This window comes from Acetobacter aceti (assembly GCF_002005445.1).
Classification (GTDB): domain Bacteria; phylum Pseudomonadota; class Alphaproteobacteria; order Acetobacterales; family Acetobacteraceae; genus Acetobacter; species Acetobacter aceti_B.
On the sequence record NZ_CP014692.1, the window covers coordinates 497,547 to 513,497 of the forward strand.

Consider the following 15,951-nt stretch of genomic DNA (forward strand, 5'->3'; position numbering starts at 1 on the left):
ATGAGACGCTTCCAGTTCTCTCCCGCACGGATCGGCGGAATTGCGCTTCTCGTTCTTTCCCTGTTCGGGTGTACGGTTCTCGGCATCTTTGTCCTCGATCGGCTGCACCAGCGACCGAGGACGGAAGACGCCTATCTTTCGGCGGACATTGTCCATCTTGCCCCCGAAGTCAGCGGACGTATCGTTTCTCTCGCCATCCGGGATAACCAGCACGTTCAGCGCGGGCAGGTTCTTTTCGTCATCGACCCCGAGCCGTTTGAATATCGCGTCCAGCAGGCTGAGGCGCAGGTCGAAAATCTCAGGGCGCAGATCGACGTTCAGACCAATCAGGTCAGCTCGCAGCTTTCCCGCGCGGGTGCCGAGGCAAGCAGTGTCAATGGCGCCCGCGCCCGTCTTTCTCTCGCGCAGGCCACCCAGGCGCGTCTGGAGCCTTTGACCCGCCAGGGATTCGTGACGCAGGAATCGCTGGATCAGGCGCGCGCGGAAACCCGCAGCGCGGAAGCGGGTCTCCAGTCGGCCTTGCAGGCCGCGCGTTCGGCGCAGCAGGCCGTGCGCAGCGTCGCCCCTCTCCGGGCCGAACTCGCGGCCGCGCAAGCCGTGCTCAAAGAGGCGCAACGCGATCTCCGCCTGACAACGGTTCGTGCTCCATGCGACGGAATCGTCACCGATCTCACGATCGCCGCGGGCGAATTCGCAACGACAGGACATCCGGTCTTCACCCTGATTGATGACGAACACTGGTGGGCGATCGCGAATTTTCGGGAAACCCAGCTCTCCGCGCTCGAACCGGGACAGAAGGTCAAGATCTACGCCATGGCGAAACCGGACCAGCCGATCCATGGCGTCATCGACAGCCTGAATGCCGGCGTGGTTCCAGACGAAGGCACCAGCGCTGGCGGTCTTCCGAAAGTTCCTCGCACGCTGAACTGGGTGCGCATCGCCCAGCGCTTCCCCGTTCGCATCCTTCTTAGTGATCCCCCAACGCGCCTCATGCGTATCGGCGCCACTGTGGTTGTGGTCGTAATGCCATGAGCACGGGCGTCGCGCTGAAGGATCGTGCGCCCCCGCTCATCGACGAAGGCGATCCGCCAGGCGCCCTGGGCCTGCTCATGGCCGAAATGCTTCCGGCGCCAGGGCGGCTGCGCAACACGTTGCTTCTTCTGGCACAGGTCGTCATCGCGATCACCATTGGGGAAACGTTCCGTATTCCCATGCTGTCGATCCTGATCATCATCAGCTTTTTCCTGTCCGGCAATGACGGCGCCTCGAATACCAGTACGGCGCTTATGGCAGGCATGACGATCGTCGCAGGCACCGCGCTGACAATCGTGTTCCTGATGCTCAGCCTGTCGGAACCCGGCCTGCGACTTCCGTGCATGCTCATGCTGACTCTCTGCGCGGGCTTCCTGTCACAGGCGGCTACCATGGGACCGCTGTTGAATATCCTGTTCTTCTGGATCGTCTATATGGCGATGAACGCGGATATTCTCGACGCCGTCGGATATTCCGTGGACGGCTTCGTCGGAAACACCACGGACAGCGTCGTCCCCGACGCGGCCTTTCTGCCGCCGGAAGAGTCGATGCTGCATCTCCTGCTTTGGATAGGATTCGTCTTTCTGATCGGCATCACGCTTCTCGTCGTGACCAACAGGCTGGCGGGACACGACCCTCTTGTGGTCCTGCGCAATGGTCTCGTCGCACGCCTGAACGTGATCGCCGATCTCTGTGATGACCAGAGCGGTTCCACCGGAGATACGCGCCTCCTGTATCGCTATGCCGAGGCGGGCGTGGCGGACCTCAGGCGCGCTCACGATCTGGCGTCGAAACTGCACCCGGAATTGTCGCAGCACCGTGCCGGTATCGCGATGATCCGCACGATGGCGCGCCTGATCCTGATCATGGTGTTCCTGCATCCGCTTCAAGGCGGTCAGGACACCGAATTCATGCGCGCCGCCGGACGCGTGGCCCGCGTCTGCGCGAGAACACTTCAGAACCGGCGCCGGGAACTCACGGAGCTTGAGGCCGAAGGGACGGATCTGTCGGCCATGACCGAAAGCTTTCGCGCCGATCCCATGCGTTTTCCTCTAGCCATGGAACTCGCGCGCGGCCTCACCGTCGTCCGCTCGCTCATCCTGATCCCGGACGTCGAAAAGCAGGGTTTCGCGCCGGAAATCACCGTAGCAGTGCGGTCCTACCTCAAGCCGGATGCCTTCAGAAATCCGGCATACACGCGGGCCGCCATGCGCATCGCACTGTCCGTCACGATCTGCTACGCTATCACGCGCGCCACCTCATGGCCGGGCATCCAGACCTGCGTCGTCACATGCTTCCTGGTTTCTCTCGAAACCGTCGGAGATACGGTGCACAAAATGCTGCTGCGCATCATCGGCGCCCTGATCGGCGCGGCATTCGGGATCGGGACGATCCTCCTTCTGATGCCTTACATGACAAATCTGACCGATCTGCTTCTGGCTGTTATCCCGGTCACGCTCCTGGCCGGATGGATCAAGAGCGGCAGCGAACGCATTTCCTACGCCGGGGTCCAGATCGCCCTTGCCTACTTCATGACGGTCTTGCAGGGATATGGCCCGACGCTCGATATGGAAACCGGGCGTGATCGGGTCGTCGGTATTCTGATTGGCAACATCGTGGTCTATCTGGTGGCTGTGATATTCTGGCCAGTCAGCGTCACGGCGGTTGCGCGCAGGCAACTCGCCAATGCCACGCGTATCCTTGGCGCTCTCGTCACTTACCGCCGTAATGAACCCGATGCGCTCGTCGAAACAGCGCAGGAAATCGAGCGTGAAAAATTCGGCAAGGCAATTACCGCCGTCAGAAACGCCATCGTCAATGCGCCCCTCGAAATTTTCGGTTTCACGCCCTCATCCGGCGCTCTGGTCGGCGCGCGCATGGTCACGGCGCTCCAGCTTCTGGCGGTTCCCATAGCCATTCTCTCCGATATTCGCGTACCGGTCGATAACACGGCGCAGAAACATGCGGAGCAACTGAAAGGCTGGTTCGACGCCTTCGCATCATGGATCAACGACAGCCGGGACGGCGGCACTCTCGTCGACACTCTGCCTCCTGCGCCTGCCTTGCCGGACGATCCCCAGAGAGAAATCTGGTTCGCGGTTCTCGATCAACGGCTGAGACGCATCCTCGAGGATCTCATTCCAGACGGCGAACCCGAGACAGCCAGGCCTGCTATCGACGTCAGGCATGTCCGGGCATGATTTCGATGCTGTCTTCCAGGAAATTCGTAATGAAAACAGCCGTTCGCTTCGGGTGCACCGCACTCTGCCTTGTCCTGGCGGCGTGTAACGACACACGCGACCTCGCTTCCGACAGTCCGGACAGCCCATGGCGCCCGGTCTCATCGACGGGTCTCAGGATGCCGCCCGGATCAAAAGGCTTTACCGCGCCGCGCGAGGTCGGGTCGGTGGCGGAGGTCGAAGCGGCACGGGCAGATACCGTCTCCCTGGACGGTATTGGTGAGAAGCCGGTAGGTCTCGTGGAAATGATCGATGTCGCGGAGCGGCACAACCCACAGACACGCGTCGCGTGGGAGGCCGCGCGTCAGGCGGCGATCGGAGTCGGAATGTCCCGTGCGGCGCTGCTGCCGCAATTGACTCTTTCCGCAATGGGCGGCTTCCAGCGTCTGGCGTTTCCGCTTCCCAATTACCTTTCGTCCCGAGGGTATCTGACATCGAACGGCGCGGCGGTCTTCCCGAAACTGGAACTCGATTACCTTCTGCTCGATTTCGGACGCACGCGCGCGCTCGTGCAGGAGTCCCAGCAGAAAGCTCTGGCCGCGAATTTCGGCTTTACCGCGACGCATCAGGAACTGATCCTCGATGTCATCCGTGCCTACTATGCGCATCAGGCTGCCGGGGCCATCCTTCGCGCATCCCACTCCGCCGCCGACAACGCGGCGCTGCTCCTGCGCTCCGCCAGAGCGCGCAGGAGTAATGGCGAAGCAACGATAGTCGATGTCGCGCTCGCCGAGCGCAATCTGGCGCAGGCGAATTATGATTGTGACAAGGCGGAAGATGCCGAACACGCGACCAAACATGCGTTGCTCGTCACGATGGGGCTGCCGGCCACGACGCGACTGACGGTCCAGAGCGCCGACGACCAGCGTTTGCCCGAGGTGCCTCCGCAGAAAATCAACGATCTGATCGACGCCGCCCTGAGGGCGCGACCGGACATTCTGGCCGACGTCGCAAAATTGCGGGCCGCGGATGCCGCCCTGAAAGGCGCCAGAGCCAGTCTCGCGCCGAGCATTTCGGTGGCAAGCAACGTGTCCGCGTATCTGGGGGAGCTCAAGACGTATGGTACGGCGCAGTCGGCTCCGGCATCAGCCATCGCACAGCCCCAGACCCAGGCCTTTATCCAGATGACATGGCCGATTTTTCAGGGTGGCCTGCGTGCCAACGCCATCCATATGGCGGAGTCCCGCAAGGCGCAGGCGGCAGCCACGCTGGCGAAGGACCAGATTGCGGTGGAACGTGAGGTCGCCGACGGACAGGACGAACTCGAAACCGCCCTCGCGCAGGTTCATTCGGCGCAGATCCTGCAGAAAGCAGCCCAGACGGCTTTTGACAGCGCCTCGCAATCCTACGCGCACGGCGTCGGCACGTTCACCGATGCCTCCAGCGCCATCTCGGCGCTCTACGGAGCACAGGCGGCGCTGGCTGTCAGCAAGGCTCAGGCTTTCATGAAGGCGGCAAGTCTAGCCCACGCGACCGGTCGACTTGTTTCTGCGGGAAGCTCGTTCGATCAGATGGAAGACGAAGAGTAGAGATGATGTTGTGGACGAATGCGGGAACATCAGATCCTCGAAGCACTTCCTAACGCCGGCAGCGTTCTTGGCGCTCCATGTTGGCGACATGACCTTAAACCAGTCGTGCGCCATGGACTCAAATGTATTTGACCGCTCTGCCGCAGCCGCCGCGTGGCGCTTGACGAAACCCAATCACCCCTGGACCAATGGTCAGGGCAAGCGAATGAACCGCACAATCAGGCAGGCAACCGTCAAACACTTCCATTACGACAGTCATGAGCAATTGAGGACGCACCTCAATGACTTCATGGTGGCCTGTAACTTCGGGCGAAGGCTCAAGACCCTCAACGGTCTCACACCCTATGAATACATCTGCAAAATCCGGACTTCAGAGTCAGAAAGATTCATCATCAACCCAACCCATCAAAGCCCGGGACTAAGCACACAGGTGGTTTATTTTTGTTAGTGAAATATGTGTCTGTCTCAAGATGAAAGAGCCTCACGCACTCCCGGTAAAGGACGCCAGTCGTAGAGGGTCAATATTGATCGCCGCCAGCGCCTTCCGCCATTTGGCGGCGTGATCCGCTCCGAAAACGATTTCCCGGGAAGCCGGGGCTACCAGCCACGCGGAGTGACGGGCGATTTCTTCTTCCAGTTGCCCGGCTTCCCAGCCCGCATGACCAAGCGCGAGCAGCGCATCGCGCGGGCCTTCGCCAGCCGCAATGTCCTTGAGCACTTCAAGATTGGCGCTGAGGGAGATCTCGTCGTTGATCGTCAGCGTGCCGTCCCCATCCCAGTCGGTGGAATGAAGCACCAGCCCACGACCTGCTTCCACGGGGCCGCCGGCGCAGAGGCCGATACGGCGACGGGGCGGGGTAGGGGCGATATCGAGTTGTTGCAGCAGATCATCGAAACCGGGCTGCGAGATGCGACGATTGATGACAATGCCCATTGCGCCGCCATCCGCGGAATGCGCGCACAGATAGATCACGCTCCGGTCGAACTCGGATTCCGCGAGTGAGGGCATGGCGATCAGAAGCTGGCCTGCAAGTGACTCTTCGGCGCCGCAGGGTGCAATCGTATCGGACTGTAAAAGCTGCATCTCCCAGATATGGTGCGCCTGACGCGATTTGACAACCGAGCCATTTGACAACCCGGCGGCGGAAAGGGGCTAATGCACCCTATCCAGATGAGGGAAGGAACTGAACGATGACAGACACGGTTCTTGTGACAGGTGCGACAGCAGGGTTCGGTCGGGCCATCAGCGAAAGGCTGGTCCGGGACGGCTACAGGGTGATCGGCACCGGTCGTCGTGCTGAAAGGCTGGACGCGTTGCGGGCTTCTCTTGGGGATGCCTTTCTTCCTCTTGCTCTGGACATGATGGACAAGGAGGCGTTGCGAGCGCTTCCGACCGAACTGCCTGAAGGCTGGCGCGAGGTCGATGTGCTGGTGAACAATGCCGGTCTGGCGCTTGGCATGGACCCTGCGCAGGATACGAATATCGATGACTGGGAACGGATGATCGGGACGAATGTCTCAGGCGTGGTCGAAATTACCCGCGCGCTCCTGCCCGGCATGGTGGAGCGCAATCACGGGCATATTGTCTCCATTGGCAGCACGGCGGGCGCCTATCCCTACAGGGGCGGGAACGTCTACGGCGCGACAAAGGCGTTTGTCGCGCAGTTCATGAGAAATCTGCGCACTGATCTGCTCGGCACCCGCGTGCGCGCCACAAATCTTGCGCCCGGTCTCTGCGGTGGCAGCGAGTTCAGCAATGTGCGGCTGCGGGACGATGCAAAGGCGGAAGATGTCTATCGCGGCACGAAGCCGCTGCTGCCGGATGACATTGCCGAGACCGTCGCATGGGTTCTTGGGCTTCCGGCGCATGTGAACATCAACAGCATCGAGATGATGCCGGTCTGTCAGGCGTCCGGCGGTCTGTCCGTCGTGCGGGATCTGGACTGAAAAAGGAGTTTGTCGGGAATGAGTTCAGCTCTCAAAAGCAGGGTGACACTGGATGATCTTGCGGTTCTGGCCACACGTTATCGTATCGATCCGTCAAAACCTTTTCACCTGAGCGACTACGATCCGTCTGATGATGCCGGTCTGGGACTGACCAAACAGGAGGGAAAGGCGCTCCTGAAGCACGCGAAGAGGCGTCTTTCCGATCTTCAGGAGTTGCTTTACGCCAATAGTGAAGCGTCCATGTTGATCGTGTTGCAGGGTATGGACACCGCCGGCAAGGACGGCACGATCAAGCATGTCATGTCGGGAGTGAACCCGGCAGGTGTGTCGGTCACGTCTTTCAAACAGCCCGGCCCGCAGGAGCTACTGCATGGTTTCCTCTGGCGTATCCATATTTCCGCGCCTTCCTCCGGACGTATCGTGATTTTCAATCGTAGCCAGTATGAAGATGTTCTGGTCACGCGTGTTCATCCCGAGCTTCTGGAGCGTGAGCATCTGCCCGGTGAGGTCGGCACGCCGGCTTTCTGGCAGGGCCGCTTTGATGATATCCGGCATTTCGAACATTACCTGTCACGGCAGGGTACCGTTATTCTGAAATTCTTTCTTAATATCTCGAAGGATGAGCAGAGGACGCGTCTTCTCAGTCGTCTTGATATCAAAGATAAAAGATGGAAATTCTCTTCATCCGACATCAAGGAACGCCAGTTCTGGGATCAGTATCATTATGCTTATGAAGAGGCGGTCACACATACTTCACGTGATTACGCGCCCTGGTTTGTGATCCCAGCCAATCATAAATGGTTTGCCCGTCTGGCAGTCATAGAGACAATCATTGGCGCTCTGGAAAATCTGAAACAGAAGCCGCCGGTGATGGAGGCGGGTCTGATGCAAAGTCTGGATGCCTATAAGGATGAGTTAAGCAAAGAGCCCGACTGAGTTTCCGTGTCTGCCAATCCGAAGGTGATCCCATGCCTCATGCATCGACGACGATGAAAGCAGTACAGCTTGTCTCTCCGGACCGACCGTTTGCATTGCGGGCTGTCGCAATCCCTGAGCCTGCGGCGGGTGAGGTCCGGGTAAGGATTGCTGCCTGTGGTGTGTGTCGGACTGACCTGCATATTCAGGACGGATTGCTCGATCTCGGCAAAAGGGATTTTACGGTCGGTCATGAAATGGCCGGGATTGTCGATGTCTGCGGCAAGGGTGTGGACCGGGCGTGGGAAGGCCGCAGGGTCGTTGTCTATTACTATGTCGGTTGCGGTGTCTGCCGTTATTGCCGCGTGGGCGACGATCATCTGTGTCCTCATCCAAAAGCCCAGCCGGGTTTTTCGAGTGATGGCGGATACGCTGAATACATTACCGTACCTCTAAAGAACTGTGTGCCTCTACCGGAGCATGTTGATCTTGCTGAAGCCGCGACCATGGGATGCGCTGGCTCCACGGCTGTTCATGCGGGACGTATGGCAGCCATCCGTCCGGGCGACTGGGTAGTCATCAATGGAACTGGCGGAGTCGGTCTCGCTCTCCTGCAATATGCCCTTCAGGCCGGAGGGCGGATCATTGCGATCGGACGCGGCGGTGCGCGGTCGCAGATCGCGTTGGAACTGGGGGCTGAGCAGATCATTGATGTGCTGGAGACAGCCGATACAGCCGATCGTGTACGGGAGCTGACCGGCGAAGGGGCTGACGTCGTTTTCGAATTGCTCGGTACGCAGGCGGCCATGAGCAGTGCTCTGAATATGCTGCGTCGTCGTGGACGGATGGTGATGCTTGGTTACACTGTAGATGCTTTTCAGGCTCACCCCATAGATTTCATTGTGCGGGAAATCACCCTCCTTGGGTCTGTCGGTTCGACTCTTGATGATCTTCATGAAGCGATTGAGCTGCTGGCGCGTGGCGTCATGCGCTCTCCTGTGGCGGAGAGTCTGCCGCTGGAATCCTTCGATGCGGCGCTGATGAAAACACGACGGGGAGGGCTGGGTGGAAGGATTGTTCTGGTTCCCTGACTGGCTGTCGGGATATCAGGGTTCTCTTTTTCAGGAAAATCTACAGAGCAATATCTTGATGTATTTATGTGCGATTTTTATTTGGATGATTTACAGTAAAAATTATTTTGTGCTGTGGTTGTTTCAGTTTTGGCGTATCTATGATGTTTAGAATAAGTGTTGATGGACAGGGTTTTTTATAGAGAAGAAGATTCCTCTTGCGTCTTTTTGTCTTGGTTATTCCGATATTCCAAGCACTTAGAGTTCCGATATGGAATGAAACCAACTCTCTGCATCAATGGAAAAATAGCGAAAGGCTGGCCTTTTCGAGGGGATATATGTGCTGCGTGAGGCCGGTTCAGCGTCAGATGATGAATTTCCAAACGGGCTCTTAATGAAGATGAATATTGCGGGTAACCAGCTTGGTTGATGGAAGGTCAGATAGACTGCTTATCAACAGGCCTTCCATTCTGCCCTCAGCGGAGCATCGCAAGCGCAAGTGTTGTACGGATACCGTTTCAACCCACGTCTGATGCAGATTTTCGAGTTGATGAAGCTGCTCATGATCTATTGATAAAAACGATAAACATTTTGTGTCCGGGAAAGTCAGAACGGTTTACTGCCCCCTGAGTCGGGGAAGGGCGAGTGATGAGGAACGAAAGTACGCGAAAAATATATTTTCAATAATACTAATTATAACAATGGTTTTTTTGAATCATATTTATTTTTTATGTAAATTTTATTCCGGTGCAATCGAGATTTTCCACGTCAAAAACATCATTCCGCTTGACGGAATCGTTACGGATCAGGACTAATCTATTAAAGGGATTATTCCTGTGGAGTTATTTGTTTGCGCGATAAATCGGATCTGGATCTGCAGCACCTCAGGTCGTTTCTTGCTGTGGCCAAGACGCTCCATTTCACGTCGGCTGCTCATCAGCGAGAGATCAGCCAGTCAACCATCAGCCAGCATATTACCCGGCTGGAGGAGATGCTTGATGTCAGTCTGCTTTCAAGATCCACGAAAGTCGTTGAGCTTACCGAGGCGGGGCAATTGCTTATTCCCCTGGCTGAGGATCTCCTGCGGCAACAGGATCAGATATTTGAACTTTCTTCGACTCTGGAACGCCCGCAGTATATTCGGATCGGTCTGACAGAAGATCTCGTTCTGTCTGAATTTCCTTTGGTACTCCGTAATTTTCGAAAAAAACACCCGGAAATAAAAGTCAATCAAACTATTGGCCTCAGTCATCAACTGCGAGCTGAACTGAACAAAGGTGAAATTGACCTGATGTTCGGGATGAGGGGGCCCAACGAAACTCATGGAGTGCCTCTCTGGCAGGAGCAGTTGCGCTGGTATGCTTATTCGGAAACAGAATCGTCAAAGGGAGAGTCTATCCCTCTTGTGGTTTTTCCTGAAGGAAGCGTGACACGCCGCATGGCGATCGAAACGTTGAACCGTCATAAAATACGCTGGCACATTGCTTTTTGCAGTGACAGCCTTGGCGCTCTCCTCGGGGCCGTCAAGGCAGGATATGGCTATACCCTGCAACCCGCTTTTCTCAAACGCAGCGTGCTGACCGAACCTGTCATGCCGCTGCTGCTGCCCGAGGCGCCGTCCGTCAACTTCGTGGTGCTTACCAATCGTTCCGAGTTCAACATTCCTGAGCAGATGTTGATCGACGGAGCCAAGACCATCTTTCCATCCTGAACACACATCTTTTCTGAAACGGACATCTTTATGAAAAAATCAAGGCCAAGAAAGTATCTATATTGTTGCTTTATCGCAATAATATTTTCAGATTTCAGTTTGGACGGGTCTTTTAGGTCTGCCCATGCTGCTTCACCGGCACAGGGCAATGACCTGATCGTGCATGGGACGTCGACGTTCGATGCGCATGCCCGTTCCATGACTGATCCTTCAGTCCCGGCATACGTCCCGACGAACAGCACTCCTGGAGGAGTTCCTTCCAAGACCTCAGCTAACAGTGCTCACTCTATCGGAAAACAGCCTTATCTGTTCTCTCTTCACTTCAAGCCGATCGTTGACGCAGGAAAATATCTCGGGGACCGCGGAATCTATTTCACGGGCTGGAATGTATCCCAGTATTCCGGTGTTCCTGCTGGCGGTATCGATCATGGTTCATTTTTCAACAACTTTGCGGGTGTTGGCGTTGATCTTGATATGCAGCGTCTTGCCCACATTCCTGGTGCCAAGATCCATTTTCTGGCAGATGAAGTCGCCGGTCAGGGGCGTGCGGGAGGTGATACGGGATCAAGCTGGGGTTTTGTATCTTACTATGGAAACCATAACGGCTTTCAGGTACGTGAATTTACATGGGATCAGGCGCTCTTCAACAACCATCTGTTCATTCTGGCGGGACGCTCGATGCCAAAAGGCGGCGAGTTCGATGGTTCCGAGCTTTACTGCATGTTCCCCAGCTTTTTGTGCTCTGTTCCAACGACATTGACCATAAACGGCTCGATGCCCTCCTTCGTCACATCGTCATGGGGTGCACGTTTTCTCTATAAACCTACTGCCAAAACCTACATCAAGACCGGTATCTGGGAAGCTGAGCCCTCCCTTAAACTGTCCAATCATAATGGCTGGCCTGGTCCTGATTGGGGATTCGATAGAGCGGAAGGCGAGTATATTCCGACGGAAGTCGGCTACCGCACTAATTTTACAAACGACAAATATCCTCGCGCTTACGATCTTGGCTTTGTTTATGACACGGCGACCTATTCTGATCCTCTCTACAACAGGATGGGGCAGTCTCGTCCGCTTTACGGCGGCACGGCCATGACCCGACGTGGACGTACGCAGCTGTATCTGCAGGCGCAACAGATGATCTGGAAGCCTGAAGAGAACGGTACCCGGGGGCTTATTGTGTTTGCAGCGGCCAACCTGATGACGTCCGGAGATGCTTCCGTAAAGGATGGTTTCGTAGCAGGTCTTTTTGACTGGGGCCCATTCGCCTCGCGTCCAAGGGATTATGTAGGTTTCGTCAGCCAGACCCTGATCTGGGATCGTCGCTTTGTCCATGGCATGAACGACACCATGGCGGCTCATGGACACAACAATCAGTGGGCAGCTCAGGAAACAATGATGGAACTGAACTACGGCCTGAATATCGCTCCGGGTGTCATGTTCACACCTTATCTTGAATATATCTGGAACCCGGATCAGTTGGGTCGAAAGACTATCATTCCAAATGTGAATACCGCGATTCAGGCTGGGATTTCCCTGAATGTGCAATTCAGTCCGGCTTTTGGAATCCCGACTCTTCAGCGCGTGAGAAACTGAAAACTGCTTTACTGAACATAATTTTCCATAAGGGTGCGTACATGAAAGATTCCAGATGGTGGCAGATGGCGGCAGGACTGGCCTGCATGGCGGCCATATCCTCTCCCCAGTATGTGTGGACGCTGTTCACACCCATGCTGAAGACCGAATTCGGAGCCAGCGCGGCGGCACTTCAGGTCACTTTCTCATTGCTGATCGTGCTGCAAACAGTTTTTTCTCCTATTCAGGGATGGATCGGACGTCACGTCGCGGCACGCAGCCTTATCATGGCGGGAGTGGTGCTCACCGGCCTGAGCTGGGTCGTGACCGCACAGGTTCACACCCTGAACATGCTTTATCTCAGCTACGGTATTCTGGGTGGAGCCGGAACAGGCATTGTCTATGTCGGTGTCGTCTCTCTCCTCATGCAGTGGTTCCCGGAACGGCGCGGTATGGCCGCAGGAGCTGCGGCAGCCGGATATGGCATGGGCGCAATGCTGACCACCTTCCCGATCTCCCACATGCTCGCCGCCTCCGGATGGCGTGAAACAATGGGAGTCTTTGGTGTGGTGATCATAGCCGCGGGACTCATTGCAGCATGGTTTCTCAAGGTGCCCAGTCCTCCCTCTCCGGCATTGATCCCGCAATCCGAAGAAAAGGGATACTCTACATCTTTCGTTGTCAGAACACCTCTGTTCTGGATCATGTTTCTCATGATGGCGACAATGGCGACATCGGGCCTTATGGTCACGTCGCAGCTTGCGCAGATTGCCAATGACTTCAATGTTGCCCACCTGACAATTCTTGGGATGGCGGCGCTCCCTCTTGCGATGACTCTGGATCGAATCGCCAATGGTCTCACGCGGCCGCTTTTTGGATGGATTTCGGACCATCTGGGTCGTGAGCGCACCATGGCTTTTGCTTTCACCCTCGAAGCTATAGCCCTGACATGCTGGCTGGCTTTGGCCCATCATCCGGTTGCGTTCGTTCTTCTTTCTGGTGTGGTTTTTCTGGGATGGGGCGAGATTTTCTCTCTTTTCCCGGCAACACTTACAGACACTTTCGGCACGAAAGATGCATCACGAAACTATGGTTTGCTCTACATGGCGCAGGGTGTTGGGGCCGTATTCGGTGGCCCGCTTGCAGCATGGATGCATCAGGCGAGCGGGAACTGGCAGCCAGTCTTTGCCTGTGCGATCGGTGGTGATCTGCTGACGGCCTTGCTGGCGATACTTGTTCTGAAGCCGATGCGTCACCGATTCATGCGCGGTGGAGTCTGATGCGAAAACCAGATCCGTTCCTTGTCGCATTGATCAGTGTCGTGGTGTTTGCCTCATTGCTTCCGGCAAGAGGTGAAGTCACTGTGATCCTTGGCTACATCACAGATATCCTGATCATGGCGATGTTTTTCATGCAGGGCGTGAAGCTGGAACGTCGTGCGGTTGTGGAAAATATCCGTAACTGGAAGCTTCAGGGGCTTGTTCTGCTTTGCTCATTTGTTCTGTTCCCACTGATCGGGGCAGGATTGCACAGGCTCCTGCCGCACAGTCTCGACGAAGCAACCTGGCAGGGAGTGCTGTTCCTGTGCTGCCTGCCTTCTACCGTTCAGTCCTCCATTGCCCTTACATCCATGGCTGGAGGGAATGTCGCCGCCTCGATCTGCGCGGCCACTCTTTCCAATATTGTCGGCATCTTCCTGACGCCTGTTCTGGTGTCGCTTGTTCTGCACAAACAGGGGGTGTGGTCTGCCAGTTCGGTGACAGACATTGCCGTCCAGCTTCTGCTACCTTTCATAGCAGGTCAGATCCTGCAACCTCTTCTGCATGCGTGGGCTCATCGACGTAAAAAGACCATCTCCATACTTGATCGTTCTTCAATCCTTCTGGTGGTCTACACAGCCTTCAGTCATGCTGTGGTGCTGGGTATCTGGTCCCATCTTTCGTCGCGAGACCTTGTGGCTCTGGCATGTATCGATCTGGCTCTCCTGCTGGTTGTCCTTGTGACAAGTTCTGGGCTCAGTCGCCTCTGCGGATTCAGTTCGCGCGACGAAGTATCGCTTGTCCTGTGTGGTTCGAAAAAATCACTGGCATCCGGCGTCCCGATGGCAAATGTCATTTTTTCTGATTCCATCGCTGGTTTCGTCGTGTTGCCGCTCATTCTCTACCACCAGATCCAGCTTTTCCTCTGCACGCTGATAGCGCAACGCTATCACCAGAAACATCAGTCAGGTTTGTGATGCTTCACACAGTTCGTTCACTGCGCGGGATGGTCACTTCCCCGCATCATCTCGCCAGTCAGGCCGGATTGGACATCCTCAGGGAAGGGGGCACCGCGCTGGAAGCGACTGTCGCCATGGGCGCGGCTCTCTCTTCTGTCTATCCACACATGACTGGGCTGGGCGGGGACGCTTTCTGGCTGATTTCATGGCCAGACGGGCGCTCCACAGTCATTGACGCTTGTGGAGCGGCAGCCATGGGGGCCTCACGGGCTCTATATCAAGAGGCTGGTCTTACAGATATTCCATGGCGTGGCGGACTGGCCGCCAACAGCATGGCTGGTGCTGTCTCGGGATGGGAGAAAGCGCTCAGTCTCAGTGCGTCTATTCGCCCCAACCTGCCTTTGGAGCGTCTGTTGCGGGACGCCATTCATTACGCAGAGTCCGGATACGCTGTTTCTGATAGTGAAGCCTCTCTTCTACATGAAAAGCAGGCTGAACTCTCAGAAAGCAGATCCTTTCTGGATGCCTATAGCTCATCAGGAACACTGGTTTCATCTGGCGCTCTCCGCCGCAATCCGGCTCTGGCTCGGACATTACGGCAACTGGCTCATGACGGGCTCGATAGTTTCTACAACGGCGCGCTGGCACGAACTCTCGCAGAGGATCTTGAAAATTCAGGTAGTCCGCTAAGGCAATCTGATTTTTCTCTCCATCAGGCTCAACTGCGTAAGTCACTTCATGCATCGATAAAGGGGGCTGTCCTTTATAATACGCCACCTCCGACACAAGGGGTGGCGTCTCTCGGCATTCTCAAGATTTTCGATCGGATCGCCGCTGATCAGGTCGATGGATATGACCATATTCATGGTCTGGTGGAAGCGACAAAACGCGCCTTTATCTTCCGCAACAGGCATGTTGGCGACCCAGCCTGGATGACACGATCAGCGCAGGATTTTCTGGATGATGATGCCGGGATTGCACAACTCACCGACGGCATCGACATGCGGCATGCAATGCCCTGGGACGCCAGATCACAGATGGGGGATACCACCTGGATGGGAGCCATCGACTCTTCCGGGGTTGCGGTCAGTATGATCCAGAGTCTGTACTTCGAGTTTGGATCAGGAGTTTTCCTGCCACAGACTGGACTTGTCTGGCAAAATCGCGGTTCTTCATTCCGCCTTGAGAAAGGGGCATGGAATAGTCTGGAGCCGGGACGTAAACCATTTCATACGCTCAACCCGGCAATGGCGCGTTTTGATGATGGCCGGACCATGGTTTACGGCACAATGGGTGGGGAAGGACAGCCACAAACACAGGCTGCGCTTTTTACACGCTATGCCCGGTATGGAGTTGCATTGCAGCAAGCCATTACCGCACCGCGATGGCTTCTTGGGCGTACCTGGGGTGAAGACAGTTCATCGCTCAAAATGGAAGCAGGTTTTGATACGACGGTTGTGGATCAGCTCCGGCAGGCAGGACATGATATAAAAATTGTTCCGGCCTTTTCATCAATAATGGGGCACGCAGGCGCGCTTGTTCGACATGCTGGCGGCCTTATTGAAGGCGCCGCTGATCCACGCAGTGACGGCGTGGCCGCAGGTTTTTGACGAACTGACCATAAAATCGACCACATAAGCATGACTGGTTATCGTTGAATGCTTATGTGGTTTATGTTTGAGTGAGTTATATCCAGGAACTTTCTGGCAGTATT

General features: G+C 56.1%; 12 protein-coding genes and 1 pseudogene. 12 read left to right on the top strand and 1 reads right to left on the bottom strand.

What is annotated here, in order from left to right:
- The 4 genes and pseudogenes from A0U92_RS02245 to A0U92_RS02260 form a co-directional block, all read left to right on the top strand.
- Positions 1 to 1,032 (top strand): HlyD family efflux transporter periplasmic adaptor subunit, encoded by a 1,032-nt coding sequence (locus A0U92_RS02245; RefSeq protein WP_077811822.1) that lies wholly within the window; start codon positions 1 to 3, stop codon positions 1,030 to 1,032.
- Entirely contained in the window at positions 1,029 to 3,233 is a 2,205-nt protein-coding gene (locus A0U92_RS02250; RefSeq protein WP_077811823.1) for an FUSC family protein, read from the top strand. The genes A0U92_RS02245 and A0U92_RS02250 overlap by 4 nt, the downstream gene beginning before the upstream one ends.
- 29 nt (positions 3,234 to 3,262) lie before the next feature.
- Entirely contained in the window at positions 3,263 to 4,801 is a 1,539-nt protein-coding gene (locus tag A0U92_RS02255; RefSeq protein ID WP_187668835.1) for a TolC family protein, read from the top strand.
- Between the two features lie 157 nt (positions 4,802 to 4,958).
- Positions 4,959 to 5,249 (top strand): annotated as a pseudogene (locus A0U92_RS02260) (integrase core domain-containing protein); the annotation flags it as partial.
- Positions 5,250 to 5,282: 33 nt separating this feature from the next.
- Here the strand turns inward: A0U92_RS02260 and A0U92_RS02265 are convergent.
- A complete protein-coding gene (locus A0U92_RS02265; protein ID WP_077814197.1) occupies positions 5,283 to 5,885 on the bottom strand; it encodes a YqgE/AlgH family protein in 603 nt (200 codons plus the stop codon).
- Positions 5,886 to 5,992: 107 nt separating this feature from the next.
- On the opposite strand from A0U92_RS02265, the gene A0U92_RS02270 reads away from it, so the two are divergent.
- From A0U92_RS02270 to A0U92_RS02305, 8 genes are all read left to right on the top strand, one after another.
- Positions 5,993 to 6,748: an SDR family NAD(P)-dependent oxidoreductase gene (locus A0U92_RS02270; RefSeq protein ID WP_077811825.1), complete on the top strand. Its 756-nt coding sequence runs from the start codon at positions 5,993 to 5,995 to the stop codon at positions 6,746 to 6,748.
- Positions 6,749 to 6,766: 18 nt separating this feature from the next.
- Positions 6,767 to 7,684 carry a polyphosphate kinase 2 family protein gene (locus A0U92_RS02275; protein WP_077811826.1) on the top strand — a complete coding sequence of 306 codons (918 nt, stop codon included), beginning with the start codon at positions 6,767 to 6,769 and terminating at the stop codon, positions 7,682 to 7,684.
- Between the two features lie 32 nt (positions 7,685 to 7,716).
- Positions 7,717 to 8,754, top strand: coding sequence for an alcohol dehydrogenase catalytic domain-containing protein (locus tag A0U92_RS02280; RefSeq protein WP_077811827.1), 1,038 nt, complete (start codon positions 7,717 to 7,719; stop codon positions 8,752 to 8,754).
- An 829-nt stretch (positions 8,755 to 9,583) separates the two neighbouring features.
- A complete protein-coding gene (locus tag A0U92_RS02285; protein ID WP_149026353.1) occupies positions 9,584 to 10,444 on the top strand; it encodes a LysR family transcriptional regulator in 861 nt (286 codons plus the stop codon).
- A gap of 99 nt (positions 10,445 to 10,543) precedes the next feature.
- Positions 10,544 to 12,040: a carbohydrate porin gene (locus tag A0U92_RS02290; protein WP_236748233.1), complete on the top strand. Its 1,497-nt coding sequence runs from the start codon at positions 10,544 to 10,546 to the stop codon at positions 12,038 to 12,040.
- A gap of 41 nt (positions 12,041 to 12,081) precedes the next feature.
- Entirely contained in the window at positions 12,082 to 13,299 is a 1,218-nt protein-coding gene (gene oxlT / locus A0U92_RS02295) for an oxalate/formate MFS antiporter (RefSeq protein WP_077811829.1), read from the top strand.
- Positions 13,299 to 14,255, top strand: a complete 957-nt coding sequence (locus A0U92_RS02300) for a bile acid:sodium symporter family protein (protein WP_077811830.1) — start codon at positions 13,299 to 13,301, stop codon at positions 14,253 to 14,255. The genes oxlT and A0U92_RS02300 overlap by 1 nt, the downstream gene beginning before the upstream one ends.
- Positions 14,255 to 15,847, top strand: a complete 1,593-nt coding sequence (locus A0U92_RS02305) for a gamma-glutamyltransferase family protein (RefSeq protein ID WP_077811831.1) — start codon at positions 14,255 to 14,257, stop codon at positions 15,845 to 15,847. The genes A0U92_RS02300 and A0U92_RS02305 overlap by 1 nt, the downstream gene beginning before the upstream one ends.
- Positions 15,848 to 15,951 lie beyond the last annotated feature (104 nt).

What these genes read in the sequence shown, in the direction of transcription:
- A0U92_RS02245 (WP_077811822.1), top strand. Translation starts at nt 1, where the DNA reads ATGAGACGCTTCCAGTTCTCTCCCGCACGGATCGGCGGAATTGCGCTT.
- A0U92_RS02250 (WP_077811823.1), top strand. Translation starts at nt 1,029, where the DNA reads ATGAGCACGGGCGTCGCGCTGAAGGATCGTGCGCCCCCGCTCATCGAC.
- A0U92_RS02255 (WP_187668835.1), top strand. Translation starts at nt 3,263, where the DNA reads ATGAAAACAGCCGTTCGCTTCGGGTGCACCGCACTCTGCCTTGTCCTG.
- A0U92_RS02265 (WP_077814197.1), bottom strand. Translation starts at nt 5,885, where the DNA reads ATGCAGCTTTTACAGTCCGATACGATTGCACCCTGCGGCGCCGAAGAG.
- A0U92_RS02270 (WP_077811825.1), top strand. Translation starts at nt 5,993, where the DNA reads ATGACAGACACGGTTCTTGTGACAGGTGCGACAGCAGGGTTCGGTCGG.
- A0U92_RS02275 (WP_077811826.1), top strand. Translation starts at nt 6,767, where the DNA reads ATGAGTTCAGCTCTCAAAAGCAGGGTGACACTGGATGATCTTGCGGTT.
- A0U92_RS02280 (WP_077811827.1), top strand. Translation starts at nt 7,717, where the DNA reads ATGCCTCATGCATCGACGACGATGAAAGCAGTACAGCTTGTCTCTCCG.
- oxlT (WP_077811829.1), top strand. Translation starts at nt 12,082, where the DNA reads ATGAAAGATTCCAGATGGTGGCAGATGGCGGCAGGACTGGCCTGCATG.
- A0U92_RS02300 (WP_077811830.1), top strand. Translation starts at nt 13,299, where the DNA reads ATGCGAAAACCAGATCCGTTCCTTGTCGCATTGATCAGTGTCGTGGTG.
- A0U92_RS02305 (WP_077811831.1), top strand. Translation starts at nt 14,255, where the DNA reads ATGCTTCACACAGTTCGTTCACTGCGCGGGATGGTCACTTCCCCGCAT.